Consider the following 16,915-nt stretch of genomic DNA (forward strand, 5'->3'; position numbering starts at 1 on the left):
TCGTTACCTTTATTTTGCTAGCTCAGCCGCTAGAACATGGATTTTGTTTAACAAAGATTCGAAGTCTGAAATCTTCAAACACGGGTTCAAAATAGTAAATTTCAGTGCAGACTTACCGTCTACCACTGTTTCTCCAAGCACAGCGACACCACGCGTCAGCGCCTCTAATCTTAGAGTTTTATTTAATTCGTCTAGATCCGTGACATTTGTATTTGTTACGCGGAACAACACTGTAGACAGTGATGGCTGCGCAAGAAGTTCAAAACCCTCATGGTCTTGCACTAAAGAAGCGACCTGCTGCGTTTGTTCAAGCAGGTGATCGTACATTTCGCCTAATGTTGAAGGACCAACGTTCTGCATTGTCATAAAGACTTTTAGCGCGTCGAATCGCTTCGTCGTGGCGATAGACTTGTCCACCAAATTTGGTAGCTCGTCATGTTCGCGATTTAGGTAGTCTGCGTGATGCAGCAGGTATTTAAAGTTTGATTTGTCCTTTAACAGCACTGCCCCACAGCTGATAGTTTGAAAGAACAGCTTGTGAAAATCGACGCTCACAGAGTCCGCTCGCTCAATGCCTTTCAGGCGCTGTTTGTGACTACTTAGGATTAATGCACCGCCGTAAGCACTATCAACATGGAACCAAAGTTCGTTCGCTTGTGCGAGTTCAGCAATACTGTCCAAATCATCGATGGCGCCATGATCCGTTGTACCTGCCGTTCCAACCACAGCAAAAGGAATCAAGCCTTGTGACTTTAGGGATTCAACTTCTAGCTGGAGAGCATCGACTTTGATAGTACCGTTATCATTTGCATCAACACAGCATACTGCATTTTCGCCCAATCCTAACAAAGATGCGGACTTTTGCACAGTAAAGTGCGACTTTTTAGAGCATAGAATACGCAATTTCTTCGCATATTCTGGAAGGCCTAGTTTTTGGATAGAATGGGTGTCAATTTTGTCTGCAATCCAATCGCGGGCTAACAGCAAACCCATTAAATTACTTTGCGTACCACCACTAGTGAAAATGCCATCGGCTTGAGCACCAAGGTCATACTTTTCACACATCCAATCAACGACTTTCTGCTCAACATAGGTTGCCGCAGAGGCTTGATCCCACGAGTCCATTGATTGGTTTAATGCTGCGATCATCGATTCTGCAATAATTGAAGGCATCAAAGGTGGTGTATGTAGATGTGCAATACAATCAGGGTGTTGAACAAGGATAGAATTTTTAGCGACAAGTTCGGCAGTATCACCAATCACATCAACTAATTGAGCATTTTTGTTATCAAGGTCGACCGAATTGATCGCTTGTTCGAGAAGCTTTGGCTCAAGGCCAGAATATGGCGCGTCAACCTGCTCGAAGATGGACTTCATTGCTGCAGTTGCATGGTTCATCACTTTAGCGAACTCGTCACTGCCCGCTTCACCAGTTTGAACGAAGTGCTTCTTCCATGATTCGTTAGCTTCTTGTTTCGACGTCTTATCTCCACCAGCAGCCAATATGGCTTCTTCAAGTACTCTTAGAGAAAAATCTATCTGTTCAAAAGAGATTATTAGCGGAGGTAGGAAACGAATAACCGAACCATCACGACCACCCTTTTCCACCATCAAACCACGTTCAAGGGCTGCGCGCTGAATTTTCAGCGTCAACTCACCATCAGCGACTGGTTCACCGAATTTATTTAGCTCTGAACCCGGTTTACGTATCTCGACACCCAGCATCAAACCCTTGCCACGAACATCCGCGATACAGTTCACTCGTGATTGAATCGCTTCAAGACCCAACCTCAGGTATTGACCGGCAATGTTGGCGTGATCAACAAGGTTATCTCGCTCAATGATCTCTAACGCTTTGGCACCTGAGATCATAGCTAACTGATTACCGCGGAAAGTGCCCGTATGCTCGCCTGGCTTCCAAGTATCGTGATCTTTATTTATCACCAGCAGAGACATCGGGAGCCCACCGCCGATGGCTTTTGAAAGACACAAAATATCCGGAACAATACCCGCTTCTTCAAACGCAAAGTTGTAGCCTGACTTACCAACGCCACATTGAATTTCATCAAGAATCAGTAGGATGCCGTGTTCATCACAGAGTCGTCGTAATTCACGTAACCAAAAGGCTGGAGCTGGAACGACTCCACCTTCACCTTGAACAGGTTCAACGATCATCGCAGCAGGCTTCATGATACCCGCTTCATCGTCATTCAATAAGCGTTCAATATAGCGAATGCCCGCTTTAGCGCCCGCATCGCCACCTAGTCCAAATGGACAACGTAAATCGTATGGGAAAGGCATAAAGTGAACATCGGACATCAAGCCGGTTCGACGAGCTTTGGTGCCAAGGTTGCCCATCATTCCCATCGTACCGTTGGTCATTCCATGGTAAGCCCCGCGGAATGCAAACATGGTGTTTCGGCCAGTGGTTTGCTTGGCAAGTTTAATTGCCGCTTCAACCGCATCAGCACCAGATGGGCCGCAGAATTGAAGAACGCTGTTGTCTGCCAATTCTTGTGGTAAGAAGTTTTTCACCGACTTGATAAAGTTTGTTTTTGCTTCTGTAGGAATATCAAGTGTTTGGTAAGGTAGACCTGAGTCTAATTGCTCTTTAAGCGCTTGATTGATTTCTGGATGGTTATAACCCAGCGCCAATGTTCCCGCGCCCGCTAAACAATCCAGAAAGAGTTGGCCGCGCGTATCTTCGACAAGCGCACCGTAAGCCTGCTTGATTGCAATCGGCAGTCTACGCGGATAAGAACGAACTTCAGACTCGTGCTGCTCTTGATCGAGCAGTACTTGTTCTGGCGTCAGGTCGTATAACCTATCCACCATTGGAATCTGAGTAGAAAAAGGAGTTGCGATCTCAACGTTTACTGCTGAGTTTTCGACTTCAAAGGCTGTGCTCATGATTTAATCCCTTGAATGTAATAATTCCCTCGATGCTGAACAGACAAACTCGAGGTATAGCAAGCCATTCCGCGTAACTGATAAATAACGCGTACAGCAAAACACTCCATCGCGAGGATGGATTACATGTAAGAAATTAGATCAAGGTTCAGTAATGCAACTGTCTTGTAAAACAGGGCATTGAGGAAGAACTAAGCTGATTAGTGTGTGTTTGTTAAGTGAGTTCAATGTTGGGTTTCCCATTCACATGCCGCATTGCGACATTAGTATCCCGTCTATCGACAAAAGAGATTGCCGATACCTACCCTACGCAGCAATACTCAGCCCGAATATCACTACGCGTATCCCCCAGAATATCCATTTACAGACTCATCTCCGAGATTGCGGCGAAAATTATCATAAATTGAAATGTGCTGGCAATAATTTTTCACTTTTCAGTTTGAGATTGTTTATTAATCTATCAAAAAGTAGGTTCAGTCCAGAAAATCAAGCCTACTCTTCACCCAAGATTTCGTTCTGCTCTTGGAAGTTATCCGTTACGAAATCAATTAAACTTTCTGTTTGAAGTTCAGACAGCCCCTGGATATGAAGTTTAGGTGTCACTGGCTCATTAAGTCCCGCTGCTGTTGCGAACGCACTCTCTTTGGTAGGGTCTTCTCCATTTTCTAGCATCTCATGTACTGAAGCGATATCTTCTCCCAGCAGAATGGGACGCTGAGAGCTCTCACTTTCATAGAGCTGCACATCTAAATCTGATACCGCTGTAGCGCCACGTCCGACAACAACAATGACTTCTCCGGGCCCAGGAGTCTCCCCTGGCAATAGCTGCCTGACATTGCCGTTTATGTCTATCACAACCGTAGTATTTGTAAGAGCAATCAACACCCAAGCTAATAAATTCATAAAACCCTCCATCTCATAAATGAGACAGCGCGAAAATTAACTTTTCGGCAGTCCAATTCAAAAGAAGCTTATGATTTAAATCTAGAACCCGCTTCTATAAGGCACTAGTCAATAGCAAGAAAGTCCTAACGAAAGTTGCTAACAGGTACATAATCAGCAAAGTTTTGTCTCTATTAATCTCCTTTTTTATCCATTGTCAACTAAGCTTGGTGTAACTTACGCCTGATCACTGTCAGACGCAGATTCACTCACTAGTTTTAACTTTGGCTTAATACGAATTAAGGAGGCTACCTTGAATTGGAAAAAGTCATTTTTAGCTAGCTGCATTACAGTGTGCAGCTTTTCAACTTATTCTCAGACTCTTGAGCAAGCCGTCGCCATCACTCTGGCCACTAATCCTGAACTTAAAAGTGCGTTTAATGAACTTCAAAGTGCGATTAAACAAAGTGACGCCGCTTCCGGGGCTTATTTACCTAGCATTGATCTCGATGCTGGTATTGGTTACGAAGGTATCGACCCTGCTCAGGTTGGGGATCAAGAAACGGATTTAACACGAAAAGAAGCAACCATTAGCCTGACCCAACTCATTTGGGATGGTAACGCCACACTTAATGATATCGACCGAACATCCGCAGACGCTGAATCATTGCGATGGCAACTTCTCGCCAATGCTTCTGACCTTGCTCTTCAAGTGACAGATGTCTATTTGGAAGCCGTCAAAGCAACAGAAGTGCTCGCCCTTTCGGAGAGTAATCTTGCCGTTCACAAAAAGATTTACCGAGATATCAAAAAACGAGCGACATCTGGGATTGGTTCGACAGCAGACGTGACGCAAGTTGAAGCGCGTATTGCGAAAGCGCATGGTAATCTGCTCGCTGCACAAAACAACTTAGTTGATACTCACACTCAGTTTCATCGTTTAGTCGGACAACAGCCGCTCGGACTAATTTATCCTCGTGCCGACGAGTCTAAATTGCCCTTGTCGTTAACTGATGCTTTGGTTGAGGCATTTGATGTCCATCCGGTAATAAAAGTTTCTATGGTTGATGTGGACGCTGCACGATTCCAATACAAACAATCTAAAGGCAACTACTATCCGACCTTTTCGATCGAAGCAAGCCAAACATGGCGTGACGATGCAGGTGGTGATGAGGGTAGAAGCGATGAAACGTTAGCCATGCTTAGAATGAGATACAATCTTTATAATGGTGGTTCAGACAGAGATCTATCGGAAAGAGCCGCATACCAACTCAACCAAGCTAAAGACCTGCGTGACAATGCTTACCGTCAAGTAGAAGAAGGTTTGCGCCTATCTTGGAGTGCCCTTGACCTGACACTACAGCAAAAAAACTTCTTAGCGGATCATGTTGATTCAGCTTCTGAAACTGTTATCGCTTATGAAAAGCAGTACCGAATTGGTCAACGAACCCTACTTGACCTTCTCAATACAGAAAATGAACTGTTTGAGGCTCGAAAAGACTACTTAGATGCCCATTATGCTGAGCAGTACGCCAAATACAGAGTAATGAACGCAACCGGAAATCTATTGGACGCGTTGCTCGTTGACACACCAAAAGAGTGGTCTGAGCCTGTGGAGTATTAGCATGAAAATTAAATATTTAATCCCAATATTAGGCCTTAGTGTCGTTAACTTAAACGCACTCGCTGAAGATGAATATGACTACGTGGAAACTCCGGTAGCCAATCAAGTATCCGACCTTACTGATGATGACAGAGATGGTGTGGTTAACGCTCGAGATATTTGTCCAGGAACGCCGGAAAGCGCTCAAGTAGATAACGATGGTTGTGGTGCGACGATTTCCGAAGAGGAACAACTTCAGCTACGAATTCTATTTGCCAACGACTCTTACGAGATTAACCCTGTATTCTCAAACCAAATCCAGAGCATGGCTGACTTCTTAGAGAAGTACAAAAGCGCTTCCATTCAAATCCAAGGGTATGCAAGTAAAGTCGGTGACCCTGAATACAACCTTGAGCTATCGAAACAACGTGCCAATGCCGTTGAACAAGAACTGCTCTCATACGAAATCGACCCTAAACGCGTTGAGATTGTTGGATATGGTGAATCACGCTTAGAGGACCAAGGAGATGATGAAACCGCTCACGCTCTCAATAGACGCGTCACAGCCACCGTTGTGGGACTTACTGAGAAAGTAGTCGACGAATGGACCATTTTTACCATCATTGAAAAATAGCTTTCGCTCAAAAGAAAATGGCCTTGCATGTTTGCAAGGCCATTTTTATATCTAGGAAGATTTGTTCTTAGTGCTGAGAGTTAACTTCTGCTCCGCTCTCAACACTTACTGACTTCTTTGGTAAAGACACATGCAGTAAGAAGTAACCAAGCAACGCGGCAGTCGTTGAGCCCATCAAGATACCAAGACGCGCATAGGTATCAAATTCTGCATTCACCGTACCAAACGCTAGCGATGAGATGAAGATAGACATCGTAAAGCCGATACCACACAACACTGATACTGCGAAGATATGCATAAAGTTTACTCCTTCAGGAAGCTTAGCTACACCTGACTTCACCGCAACCCAACTGAATGAGAAGATACCCAGTGGCTTACCAACCAACAGACCAAGAGCAATGCCCAAAGGAAGCGCTGAGCCTAGGCTAGATAGCGATACGCCTTCCAGTGAGATACCCGCGTTTGCAAATGCAAACAGAGGAAGAATACCAAATGCCACGTATGGATGAAGCGCGTGCTCCATGTGTTTAAGCGGCGAGTGTTCCCCTTTCTTGCCCTGTAGTGGGATAGCAAAGCCAATCACAACACCAGCAAGAGTCGCGTGTACACCAGACTTCAATACCGCGAACCATAGAATCGCACCAACGATCATATATGGTGTCAAGCTGGTCACTTTCTTAGCATTGAGTATGAATAGTGCCGCTGTCATGGCGAAACCAACCGCAAGCGCTGTTGTTGAAAGATCACCTGTGTAGAACAGAGCGATAATTACAACGACACCTAAGTCATCAATAATTGCTAGCGCTAGAAGGAAAACCTTTAAGCTAACAGGAACACGATTACCCAATAGCGCCATAATACCCAATGCAAACGCAATGTCCGTTGCAGCAGGAATAGCCCAACCCGAAATAGCCTGCGCATCACCGTAGTTGAATGCGACATAAACTAATGCTGGAGCCAACATACCACCCACGGCAGCAATTGCAGGGAAGATAGCCGTCTCTTTTGATTTTAGAGCACCTTCTAAAAGCTCACGCTTTACTTCTAAGCCAATAAGTAGGAAGAACACTGCCATTAGGCCATCGTTGATCCAGTGTGAGACCGACATGCCTAATACGTAGGTGTATAGGAAGCCCTGATATGCCTCGTAAAGATCTGTGTTTGCGATTGTCATAGCGATTGCGGCTGCAATAACTAGTAGGATGCCACCAGCGGACTCCATTTTGAAAAAATCGCGAATAATATCATTCATGATATTGCCCTTATATTTATTATGTTAATAAGCGATTAACAAAGAATACAAATGAGTTTATAGAGATCAATAACCTAAGAATAATCGCTTGTTTAGTTCTTAAACTTCGGTTTTTCCGATGTAAATCTTTCTAATAGCATTAATTTTCCTTAAATAATTATAGGCAAAAACTAAAAATTTCCACATAAAAACGAAAAAGCCACCTCTCAAATAGTGAGAAGTGGCTAAGTTCTTATCGCGATGCTATCTACTTGATAAATCTAGTAGCCTGTCAGTTGCATGAAGCCTCTCGCCTCATGCGTTCCTTTCGTTGCGATTGGCCCTTCCCAGTATGGAATGATAAATGGTAGCCATAAATTCTGGTTCATCACGCTGGTTGTTATATTTACACCGTATTGAGGTACTTCAACGGACCATTGAAGGGGAACTGATTTCCCGTTGGCCAAAACAGTTTGCTGGATAGGTTCCATGATGATTTGGTCGTGAGACAGGTTTACAACTTTACCGTCATTCGTCGCCAATGTTCCAAAGCGAAAAGGTAATTGCTCATCTTGTCGATACTGGCTGATCGAAAGGGTCGTCTCTTCATCTAAATGAATGACAAGCCAATCCCAACCTTGCTGACCTTGAGCAAGTAACCCACTCCCCCACTCTTTACTTAGCCATCCTTGTCCCGAGACTGGCACAATGTTATTCGGGCCTAGATTTAGCTCACCACGAACACTAATAAAAGGAGAGAGAATATTATGGGAAGCTACCGGCAATAGATCATGCTTTTTAACGTAGCCGCGCTCTCCGGGAATAACTAAAGGCCCTTTGGCTGTTGATTTGAGTTGAATGCCAAAAGTATCCGTTTCAGCAACAAGGAGGCCAGGAAATGGTGTTTTACCTAGAGAACGCCAGTACCAGTTGTCAATCCAAAGTCTGAAAGGCTGAGTAGTGATACCCGCTTGCCCAATACCACCACGAGAGATGCGCTGCTCGCTCCACACCTGGTCTTTATGTGTTATCGCAACATGAGCAATATAAAGCTGGGAGTTAAGCCAGCCAGGAAGGTCGCGGTCATCATTAGCAATTCGAAAGTAGCTCCATTGAACACCGTATTTCTCACCTTGCTTATCCGAGACGTTGGCGAAAAAGTGCAGCCATCCATGCTGGAAGTTACTGTGAAAGCCAAAGTCACGAGGTAGGATGACCGGATTATCTGGTAAAACAGGTTCAAAGACCTTATTACTAGATACACGCAGCACACTGCTGACTTCATTGTCAGTAACAGGTTCTGGAGCAGAGAGAATTGAGTGGTAAAGCGCTGCTAATATGGCTATCGATACTGCAACAATTCCGTATGTAACAACACCTAACTTCTTTACCAACTTTCTCATTTATAGCGAATCCCTTAATGCTTTCATCGGTGTACTGCGAATCATCCTTATCACAGGGATGGCTCCTGCCACCATTAACGACAACATGGCTATCATGGCCGTTTGAAGATATTCACCTGGAATGAACTGAATTTCCATCGTCCACCCAAATGATTGCTTGATAATAATGTCTACAACCAGCCGCGCGAGTGCTAAACCCAGTGGCATAGCAATTAGCAAAGCAATGGCGCCAAATACAAACAACTGCAGGCTCCCGACCAGTATTAGCTCGCGCCCAGACATACCCACACAGCGTAACAAGGCGATATGTTTTTGCCTCGAGACTTCCCCACCGACAGTCGCGAAGAAGATACCAAACACTGCTATCACAAGCGTTATATTCCCCAAGGTATCTGCGATCGAGAAGGTTCGATCGAAGACCTTCATCGCTTGGTTATGAATATGGCTATTATCAAATACACGTTCAGAGTCAATTCTAAACACAGCTTCCAGTCGACGTTTCAATCCTATCGGGCTCACGCCGTCGTTAAGTACTGTACCTAGAGCAACGCTGCCGCTTCCGGCGAATGCGTAAAGCCAGTTTCTGTGTGATAAAAGTACTTGGTTGTATGGATTGCCATAATCGTAATACACCCCTACCACTTGCCAGCCATGACCTAACTTACCTGATAGATCGATGTAATCACCTGGCCTAATATCTAGCTTCAGGGCCATAGATTCGCTGATCATGACACCTTTTGAATGATGAAGGTGATACCAATAGTTAGGTACACCTAACTTGACAGTTAACGCCTCTAGTTCACCTTCTGAAGCCCCAGTACTAACGACTTGAAGTGCGCCTTTTTCTGTAGAGAGCTCTTTCTCCCAGCGCCACCAAACTGACTCTACCTCTGGTTGTTTTGATAGCCATGAGCTCATTCGCGCAGCTGCACTATTGTTTGGATAGATGTAAAGATCAGCCGCAAGACGCTGGCTTAACCACTTATCTGTAGTGTCACGGAAACTGCCCACCATGGTTTCAACACCAATATTTGCAGCCATCGCGAGCATGAAAGCCATTGTTGCAACACCACGGTAGCTCATGCTCGCAGCAGCATCTGCAAAGAACCAACGGACTTTTACCCAACGCAGCGTATAAGAGAAACTTTCAAAGACTTTCCAAACGATAAATGGCGTAAACAGTGCAACACTAAGTAGCATTAGAGCAATGATTGCAAAGCCCGACTCTTGAGTCTGAGGTGCTTGGTAAATAGCCACGGCCGCAACGCAGAGCGCACACGCAATTAACGCTTGAATGGTAAATTCTGCGCCCGTAAATCGAATCAAAGATAGTCTTGTTGTTAATCGTGATGGTTGAGAGCGCAGTAGGCGAACTAGTGGCCAAGCACAGGCCACAATCGCACCAATTGTTGACAAATAAAGGCTATATAAACTTGTTTCTAAGCTCCACTCGATCGAGAGGCCGACATTGGCATCATAAAGATCACCCAAGCTAGCAGAGACCGCTGGAATAAGCTGGCCTGCAAGTAACATCCCAAGAGCGTTACCACAGATCCAACTGATGAGTACAAGGAAAACCAACTCAAGTAAAAGCGCTTGCGCTAATTGCCAACCAGACACACCCGTTTGGCGAAGAATACCAACCAATCGCTGACGCTGAGTTAAAGAAAGCGACATCGCTTGATAGAAAATGAAAAGCCCAACGAGGAAAGCTAGCATCCCCATCGCACTTAAATTCATGTGAAAAGCTTGAGTTAACGACTCTAGTTCGGCACGAGAGCTGCGTTTTAGCTCCATACCATTTGGCAGCATAGATTTGAGCTTTGCCACCTTTTCTGCAGGCATATCGCCACATGCGATTGTTGAGATACCAGCACTTCGCTCCAACATTCTTAGCAGCGCCATATCGGCTAAAATACGCGTGCCGTTAATCAAACCATTTTTATCAACAGCGACTGGCCCTAATTTAGTGCCATCAACCAAAGAAATGGAGTCACCATCTTTCCAGTTCATATGATGAGCGAGATCACTACTGATAAGCACTGGATATGGCGGTTGCATGAGAGCAAATGTGGCGATGTCTTTTAGTAAAACACCAGGCTGGAATCGAGTGAGTGCAGCAGGGTCAATCCCGACCAGCATGAACTCTCCGCCAGAGACGGTCTCAACTCTTAAAGTTTCGAAAGGCGCGCACTGGTGAAAACCATCTCGACGAAGCTGAATATAAAAGCCTTGAGGGATCTTGTTGGTCGCATGCTTAGGACGGATTCGATATGGGAGAGGGTTTGAGAAAAGCTTCTCACCATGCTCATAGCTTTGGCGAGCATGATTGTTTATAGAACTTACGCCAACCAGTAGCGAAACGCCTAGAGTAAGGCCAAGCCAGACAAGAAGGATTTGAAACGGGTAACGTCTGTAGTGACCAAGTAGCGCTTTAACTACGGGCCATAACATGAAGTAACCCTCCTTGAAGCCTAATCTTGCCTTCCATGTGTTCCGCAACACGTTCACTGTGAGTCACTAACAGCAACGTACACTCTAGCTGTTTAGTCAGCGTAGTTAAAAGACGCATCACCGCTTCAGCATTTCGCTCATCAAGGCTACCCGTTGGCTCATCCGCCAGAAGGATTTTTGGCTCCATATACAGAGCACGAGCAATCGCGGCACGCTGTTGTTGGCCACCAGACACTTCTTCAGGATAACGGCCAAGTAAAGGCATAAGATCAAGCGCAGACAAAATCTGGCGCCACAAACCTTGGTCCTCTGGTAGTCCTTTTAGCTGACGACAAAAACGAATATTATCTGCGACATTCAGCGTTGGTAAGAGGTTGAATTGCTGGAAGATAAGACCGATGTTATTGCGGCGGTAGGCTGTACGTTTGGTTTCAGCCACATCGTGCATAGAGAAGTTAGGAAAGAGTACCTCGCCAGAATCGACGGTATCAAGGCCAGCAATGAGGTTGAGAAGCGTACTTTTTCCAGAGCCACTTTCTCCCATTAAAGCGATTTGCTCACCTTGTTTTAATGTTAACTCAGCACCTTGTAAAACGGGGTGAAATTCACCGCCATCCACATAGCCTTTACACAGGTCTGTTAGTTGTAACATCGATTCTCTCGTTTACTTCAAAATAGGAGTGTGAATCTACACTAAATCACGCTTTCAAGGAAGCAATTTGGATTCCAGATCACAAGATATGCATCAAAACACACCCTACACTCGTTCAATGTCTAACTTTCGATCAAATTACGAATCCATTTACGTGTATTCATACGATAAAGCGAACCAAACCATTTAATCAATTCCTCGGCCAAAAACAGAACGTAAATCCACTCTGGCGGCCAACCTAAACCAATCGCAGCAAACGCAGCCAACGGAATCCCAATCAACCATTGAGCAACCAGATCTTGGTATAGACAGAATTTAACGTCGCCCCCAGCACGAAGCACACCAACAATCGTCATAATCGGAACTGAACGTAGCACGATACCAATACTCATGACGATCATGAATTTCTCTGACAATAAACGAGTTTCCGCCGTCAACGCACTAAATGCATCAAGTACTAAACCTTGAACAACGAACAACAGACCTGCAACGACGATACCAATAAACACACTTAGAATTGTTACGCCTATTGCTTGGTAGTAAACCGCATCGTAGTTCTTGGCGCCGATTTGATTTCCGACCAAAACCGCTGCCGCGTTAGACAAGCCAATCAATAGGGCTAACGCGATCGATTCAACCGGTGACATAACCGAAAGTGCAGCTAAACCTTGTACGCCCGATTGCCCCATAATGGCGTGATAAGCAAACAGACCACCAGCCCACGCTAAGAAGTTGAATGTCGTAGGTAAAGACAAACGTAAGAACTTGGCTACCCTCTCCCACTCTAGAACGTTGCGAATATCTGTCATACCAAAAGCAAGCAGGTGTTTTTTCGCATAGAGATAGCCAAATAGCGTTGCAACCTCGATAGCACCACTCAATACCGTCGCAATTGCCGCACCTTTAATGCCCATCGGTGGCAAACCAAACTTGCCGAAGATAAATACCCAGTTCAAAAAAATGTTCGACACGATACCGATGCCACTAAAGAAAGTGCTGATACCTGGTTTGTGCATTGCTCGTAAGCCTACCGACATACTTGCTACACACGCAACAGCAAACATAGTCACCGAGGTAATCACTAGGTAGTCGCTACCAAGTTGATTCACTTCAGGGTCATTGGTGGCAAGCCCCATGATTTGACTAGGGAATAGAATAAAGAGAAGTGCAGTCAACGCAGCAAACACCGTACACACAAGCCATGTTAAGGCGGTACTTTCACGGACACCTTGTCGATTGCTAGCTCCCCAATACTGGGCTGTCAGTAGCGCTCCACCTGTGGTGACTCCGACTAACATAATTGTCGTAACGAACGTTGCCCTCGCAGCCACACCCACAGCGGCAATCTCAGCTTCACCAAGCTGACCGAGCATCAGCACATCAACCAAGCTGCGGCTTGAAAACATAATGCTTTGTAGCGTGATCGGCATAGCGATCGCAATCAAACGACGTAGAAAATCACCACGAGTATGGTGTAAAACATTAGCAAGCATTGTGACAACGCACCTCTAGATACAAGGATTTGATACTACGCCAATTAAACGATTGTTCTGATTAAGAAACCTAAGTCGTGACTTATCTTGGTTAGTATGAAATAAAGACAATTAACGGTCGGTTATTATACGCACGCTTTTGCTGTGAAACCATTAAAATGATAGGGACTCATGATGAAAAAAGTGTTGGTTCTAGGCGCATCAGGTTACGTTGGCTCCCAGCTCCTCAATTTATTGTGTCAGCAAGGTTTTGAAGTAACCGCAGCTTCGCGCCAATTAGAGTATCTTAAGGCGCGAGTCCTGCCCCAGTCCAATCTAACCATGTCTTATCTCGACTTGGCGGACAAAGCGGCAACAATAGAGCTTGTTTCTCAATTCGATCTTGTCTACTTTCTTGTACACGGTATGGCCCACGGTCATGACTTCCTCGACTATGAAGTCTCGCTTGCTGAAAACTTTAAAGATGCTCTCGCTCAAAGCAGTGTCAAACACGTTATTTACCTCAGCGCGATCCAACCTCAAACGGGTGACTCTAATCACTTGAAAGCTCGCCGTATGACTGGGGATATTATTCGCAAAGCTGGTGTACCCGTCACTGAGCTTAGAGCAGGTGTGATCATCGGCCCTGGTTCAGCGGCTTTTGAGATAATGCGTGATTTCGTTTATAACCTGCCAATCTTGATTACGCCTAAGTGGGTCGACTCAAAAGCAAATCCAATTGCGCTCTCTAACTTGAATCACTATTTGATTTCATTGGCGAAAGAGAGCCCAACAAGCCACGATATTTTTGAGGTTGGCGGCCCTGATACCCTAACGTACCGTGAACAGTTCGAGGTGATCGGTCGAGCCGTCGACAAACCAGTCAAGATTATCCCAACTCAGTTACTTACACCTAAAATGGCTTCTCGTTGGTTAGGCATTGTTACCTCTGTGCCTTCAAGTATTGGTAGTGCCCTACTTTCTGGTCTCGAGCATGACTTCATTGCCGATTCAGAGCGCATTCGTCATAAATACCCTCAAGCCATGATCCCCTTTGTCCAGATGGTCACCGAAAGTATTCAAAGTGAAGGAACGTTTGTACGAAGCAATGTATGGGGTTTTGACCCGGGCGCTCTTGCTCGCTGGCAACCGGGTTACGGCTATTATCCTAAACAGACAGGCGCATCCATCGACACTCATTTATCTTCCAGTGAGATTTGGCAAGTGGTTCGGAAAGTCGGAAGCCGCAAAGAGGGATACTTTTTTGCTAATATTTTGTGGCGAACACGAGAGTGGCTCGACATCTTCTTTGGAGGAGGTAAACCCATTCGCCGTTCACCTGAAGGACCAGAACTTAAAGTCGGTGACTACATCGATTCATGGAAAGTGATACGCTGCGAACAAGAAAAATTCATTTCTCTGTTGTTCGGCATGAAAGGTCCCGGTTTAGGCCGCTTAGAATTCAATATCGAAGACTTAGGTGACAAAAGACGTTTAACGGTTACCGCTTGGTGGCATCCACAAGGCTTCAGAGGGTTACTCTATTGGTTCGCAATGATGCCAGCGCACCTGTTTATTTTTAAAGGAATGGTGAAAGCCATAGTCCGCAAAGCAAAAGAGCTGCCTTAATTAAGCAGCTCTTTGTTTCATTTATACCGTTAGGCTAAGAGGAATTTCTGCCAGTTGGTCGCCTCGGTTGGCTGGGAATACAATGTACTCGCCGTGGTATTTCACGTTCGATTTGTAATCCGTCACCTTATGAACCATAAAGCCAGCAGCGGATGCTTTCTCGACAAAATCAACATGGTGACCACGAACAAACCAGCTCATCGGTTTGACCATATCTTCACCATCAAAGCTGCTTTCACACTGCTCGGTACACATAGCTAGAGAGTTTGGGCCTTCGGTAAAGATTTGCACTTTGCCACAGCCGACCAACTCTTCCGATGTGGTCACTTCCCAACCCTGCTCTTCCATCATATCGATGAACACATTGATCTCATGATCTTTAATAATGCGATCGTCTTGTCCTTCAGGGAAGAACTCACTATAAAACTTAGAGATACGCTGAAAGATCTGCATCAAGCCAGCGTTGTTACCTTTAGAACGTCCCGTTTTTTGCCAACGAATAAGATCGTCCGCGACAATACGAGGAAACTGCTGAGATTTAATTGCTTTCGTGATCCAACGAACCATAAATAGGTTATTAGCTGTTGGTCCATTGGTTAAACGACCTGCTGCATGTTCTGCTGCTATATCGTTTAACGCCTTATTAACCAGTTTTTGTATTTCTACTGTGTATTGAGACATTACGCCTTTCTTCCAAATATCCAATAACACGCCGCCGAGGCAACTGAGCAAGCGCTCATTACCATTATCATCGGCCACGTTACACCGCCTGGCAAAAATGCCACGACAGCACCAATAATCGACCCCGTTCCAAAACGAAGCGTTCCAGCAAGCGACGACGCCGTACCTGCCATTGAAGGATAACCGCTAAGCAGCAGGCCCATCGTATTACTACCAATCGTAGAGAGTGTGCCGATAAACATAACGACAAAAATTACTGTGCCCCACAAGCCCATGTCAAACAGCCAAGTGACAAAAAGACCGACACCAGCAATAAGTTGGATGGCTAACCCAAGACGAAGCATAGTGTGAGAGCCGACTTTTTTCACCATGCGGCCGTTTATACTTGTCATGATGATCATGGCGATAATGTTTAACCCGAACAAGTAACCAAACTGGTCAGGTCTTACGCCATAGATATCAATGTAGACAAATGAACCCGCAGTCAGGAACGCAAACATACCCGAGAATGAAAACGCGCCGGAGAAAATCAGCCCCATAGCAACAGGGTTCTTAAACAAACGAAGATAGTTTCTTAACGTATTTCTTAAGCGCAGTGGCTGTTTGTTTTCTTCGCTTAAAGTTTCAGGAATTTTCCATAAAACGAGTGCAATTACGACAACTGAGAAGCCCGCAAGAATCCAGAAAATCGCTCGCCAACCAAACCAAACTGCGACATAGCCGCCAATCATAGGCGCAATCAACGGGGCAATGGTGATAACCAGCGTCACGAAAGACATCGCACGGGCAAAGTCTTCACGGTCGAACATATCGCGCACAACGGCTTGGATAATTACAGCCGCCGCTGCACCCGCAAAGCCTTGTGCGGTACGAACCCAAGTAAGCGCCTCAATACCCGTCGTGGTTGCACTCACAATGGATGCAATACCAAAAAACAGGACGCCCAATATGAGTACAGGTCGACGACCATAGCTATCTGCTAACGGTCCGTGAATAAGCTGACCAATCGCAAAACCTGCGGTATAAGCCGTCAAAGTGATTTGCACAGCACCTTCAGTGACACCAAGATCACGAGCAATCGTTGGCATCGCTGGTAGATACATATCGATAGCTAATGGCGTTAAAGCACCTATCGCACCCAGAACTAAAAATAGAAGGAAACTGATTTGTGGGGCGTTCGATTGTTCTAAGGTTTTCTCAGACATATCTCTCCTACTCGGTTGCGTATCAGATGCAGCTTCCGTGCTGCAACCAAACAGAAAATAACAACACCTTTCATAGGTGTTTGGGGATCCGATCTATCCTCAATCAAATCAACCGAAAAGACTAGTTCCTAGTTGGAAATAAACTAATTCCTAAATCAG

General features: G+C 45.3%; 12 protein-coding genes. 3 read left to right on the forward strand and 9 right to left on the reverse strand.

All coding sequences use genetic code 11. From position 1 onward, the window contains the following. Positions 1 to 9: 9 nt before the first annotated feature. Both F0231_RS10020 and F0231_RS10025 read right to left on the reverse strand, forming a co-directional pair. The gene (locus tag F0231_RS10020) at positions 10 to 2,910 is read right to left on the reverse strand and encodes a pyridoxal phosphate-dependent class III aminotransferase (RefSeq protein ID WP_171759590.1); all 2,901 of its coding nucleotides are present in this window, start codon (positions 2,908 to 2,910) and stop codon (positions 10 to 12) included. 492 nt (positions 2,911 to 3,402) lie between these two features. Next, positions 3,403 to 3,813 carry a hypothetical protein gene (locus tag F0231_RS10025; RefSeq protein ID WP_171759591.1) on the reverse strand — a complete coding sequence of 137 codons (411 nt, stop codon included), beginning with the start codon at positions 3,811 to 3,813 and terminating at the stop codon, positions 3,403 to 3,405. A gap of 292 nt (positions 3,814 to 4,105) precedes the next feature. Between F0231_RS10025 and F0231_RS10030 the strand changes: the two genes are divergently transcribed. Next, entirely contained in the window at positions 4,106 to 5,416 is a 1,311-nt protein-coding gene (locus F0231_RS10030; RefSeq protein ID WP_171759592.1) for a TolC family outer membrane protein, read from the forward strand. A 1-nt stretch (position 5,417) separates the two neighbouring features. Further along, complete coding sequence (locus tag F0231_RS10035) at positions 5,418 to 6,029, forward strand: OmpA family protein (RefSeq protein WP_171759593.1); 612 nt, start codon at positions 5,418 to 5,420, stop codon at positions 6,027 to 6,029. A gap of 67 nt (positions 6,030 to 6,096) precedes the next feature. Here the strand turns inward: F0231_RS10035 and nhaA are convergent, their stop codons facing one another. From nhaA to F0231_RS10060, 5 genes are all read right to left on the reverse strand, one after another. Then, positions 6,097 to 7,281 carry a Na+/H+ antiporter NhaA gene (gene nhaA, locus F0231_RS10040; RefSeq protein WP_171759594.1) on the reverse strand — a complete coding sequence of 395 codons (1,185 nt, stop codon included), beginning with the start codon at positions 7,279 to 7,281 and terminating at the stop codon, positions 6,097 to 6,099. A gap of 260 nt (positions 7,282 to 7,541) precedes the next feature. Beyond that, the gene (locus tag F0231_RS10045) at positions 7,542 to 8,663 is read right to left on the reverse strand and encodes a lipocalin-like domain-containing protein (protein WP_171759595.1); all 1,122 of its coding nucleotides are present in this window, start codon (positions 8,661 to 8,663) and stop codon (positions 7,542 to 7,544) included. Continuing rightward, positions 8,664 to 11,117 carry an ABC transporter permease gene (locus F0231_RS10050; RefSeq protein WP_171759596.1) on the reverse strand — a complete coding sequence of 818 codons (2,454 nt, stop codon included), beginning with the start codon at positions 11,115 to 11,117 and terminating at the stop codon, positions 8,664 to 8,666. Then, on the reverse strand, positions 11,098 to 11,769 hold the full coding sequence (locus F0231_RS10055) for an ABC transporter ATP-binding protein (protein WP_171759597.1): 672 nt from the start codon (positions 11,767 to 11,769) through the stop codon (positions 11,098 to 11,100). Before F0231_RS10055 ends, F0231_RS10050 begins: the two co-directional genes overlap by 20 nt. Positions 11,770 to 11,891: 122 nt before the next feature. Then, positions 11,892 to 13,262, reverse strand: a complete 1,371-nt coding sequence (locus tag F0231_RS10060) for an MATE family efflux transporter (RefSeq protein WP_171759598.1) — start codon at positions 13,260 to 13,262, stop codon at positions 11,892 to 11,894. A 174-nt stretch (positions 13,263 to 13,436) separates the two neighbouring features. On the opposite strand from F0231_RS10060, the gene F0231_RS10065 reads away from it, so the two are divergent. After that, on the forward strand, positions 13,437 to 14,870 hold the full coding sequence (locus F0231_RS10065) for a DUF2867 domain-containing protein (protein WP_171759652.1): 1,434 nt from the start codon (positions 13,437 to 13,439) through the stop codon (positions 14,868 to 14,870). 21 nt (positions 14,871 to 14,891) lie between these two features. On the opposite strand, the gene F0231_RS10070 is transcribed toward F0231_RS10065, so the two are convergent. Both F0231_RS10070 and F0231_RS10075 read right to left on the reverse strand, forming a co-directional pair. Next, on the reverse strand, positions 14,892 to 15,551 hold the full coding sequence (locus F0231_RS10070; RefSeq protein ID WP_171759599.1) for a DUF2913 family protein: 660 nt from the start codon (positions 15,549 to 15,551) through the stop codon (positions 14,892 to 14,894). Continuing rightward, positions 15,551 to 16,756: a Bcr/CflA family multidrug efflux MFS transporter gene (locus tag F0231_RS10075; RefSeq protein ID WP_171759600.1), complete on the reverse strand. Its 1,206-nt coding sequence runs from the start codon at positions 16,754 to 16,756 to the stop codon at positions 15,551 to 15,553. Before F0231_RS10075 ends, F0231_RS10070 begins: the two co-directional genes overlap by 1 nt. Positions 16,757 to 16,915 lie beyond the last annotated feature (159 nt).

Origin of the sequence: Vibrio sp. RE86 (genome assembly GCF_013114545.1) — a bacterium.
Classification (GTDB): domain Bacteria; phylum Pseudomonadota; class Gammaproteobacteria; order Enterobacterales; family Vibrionaceae; genus Vibrio.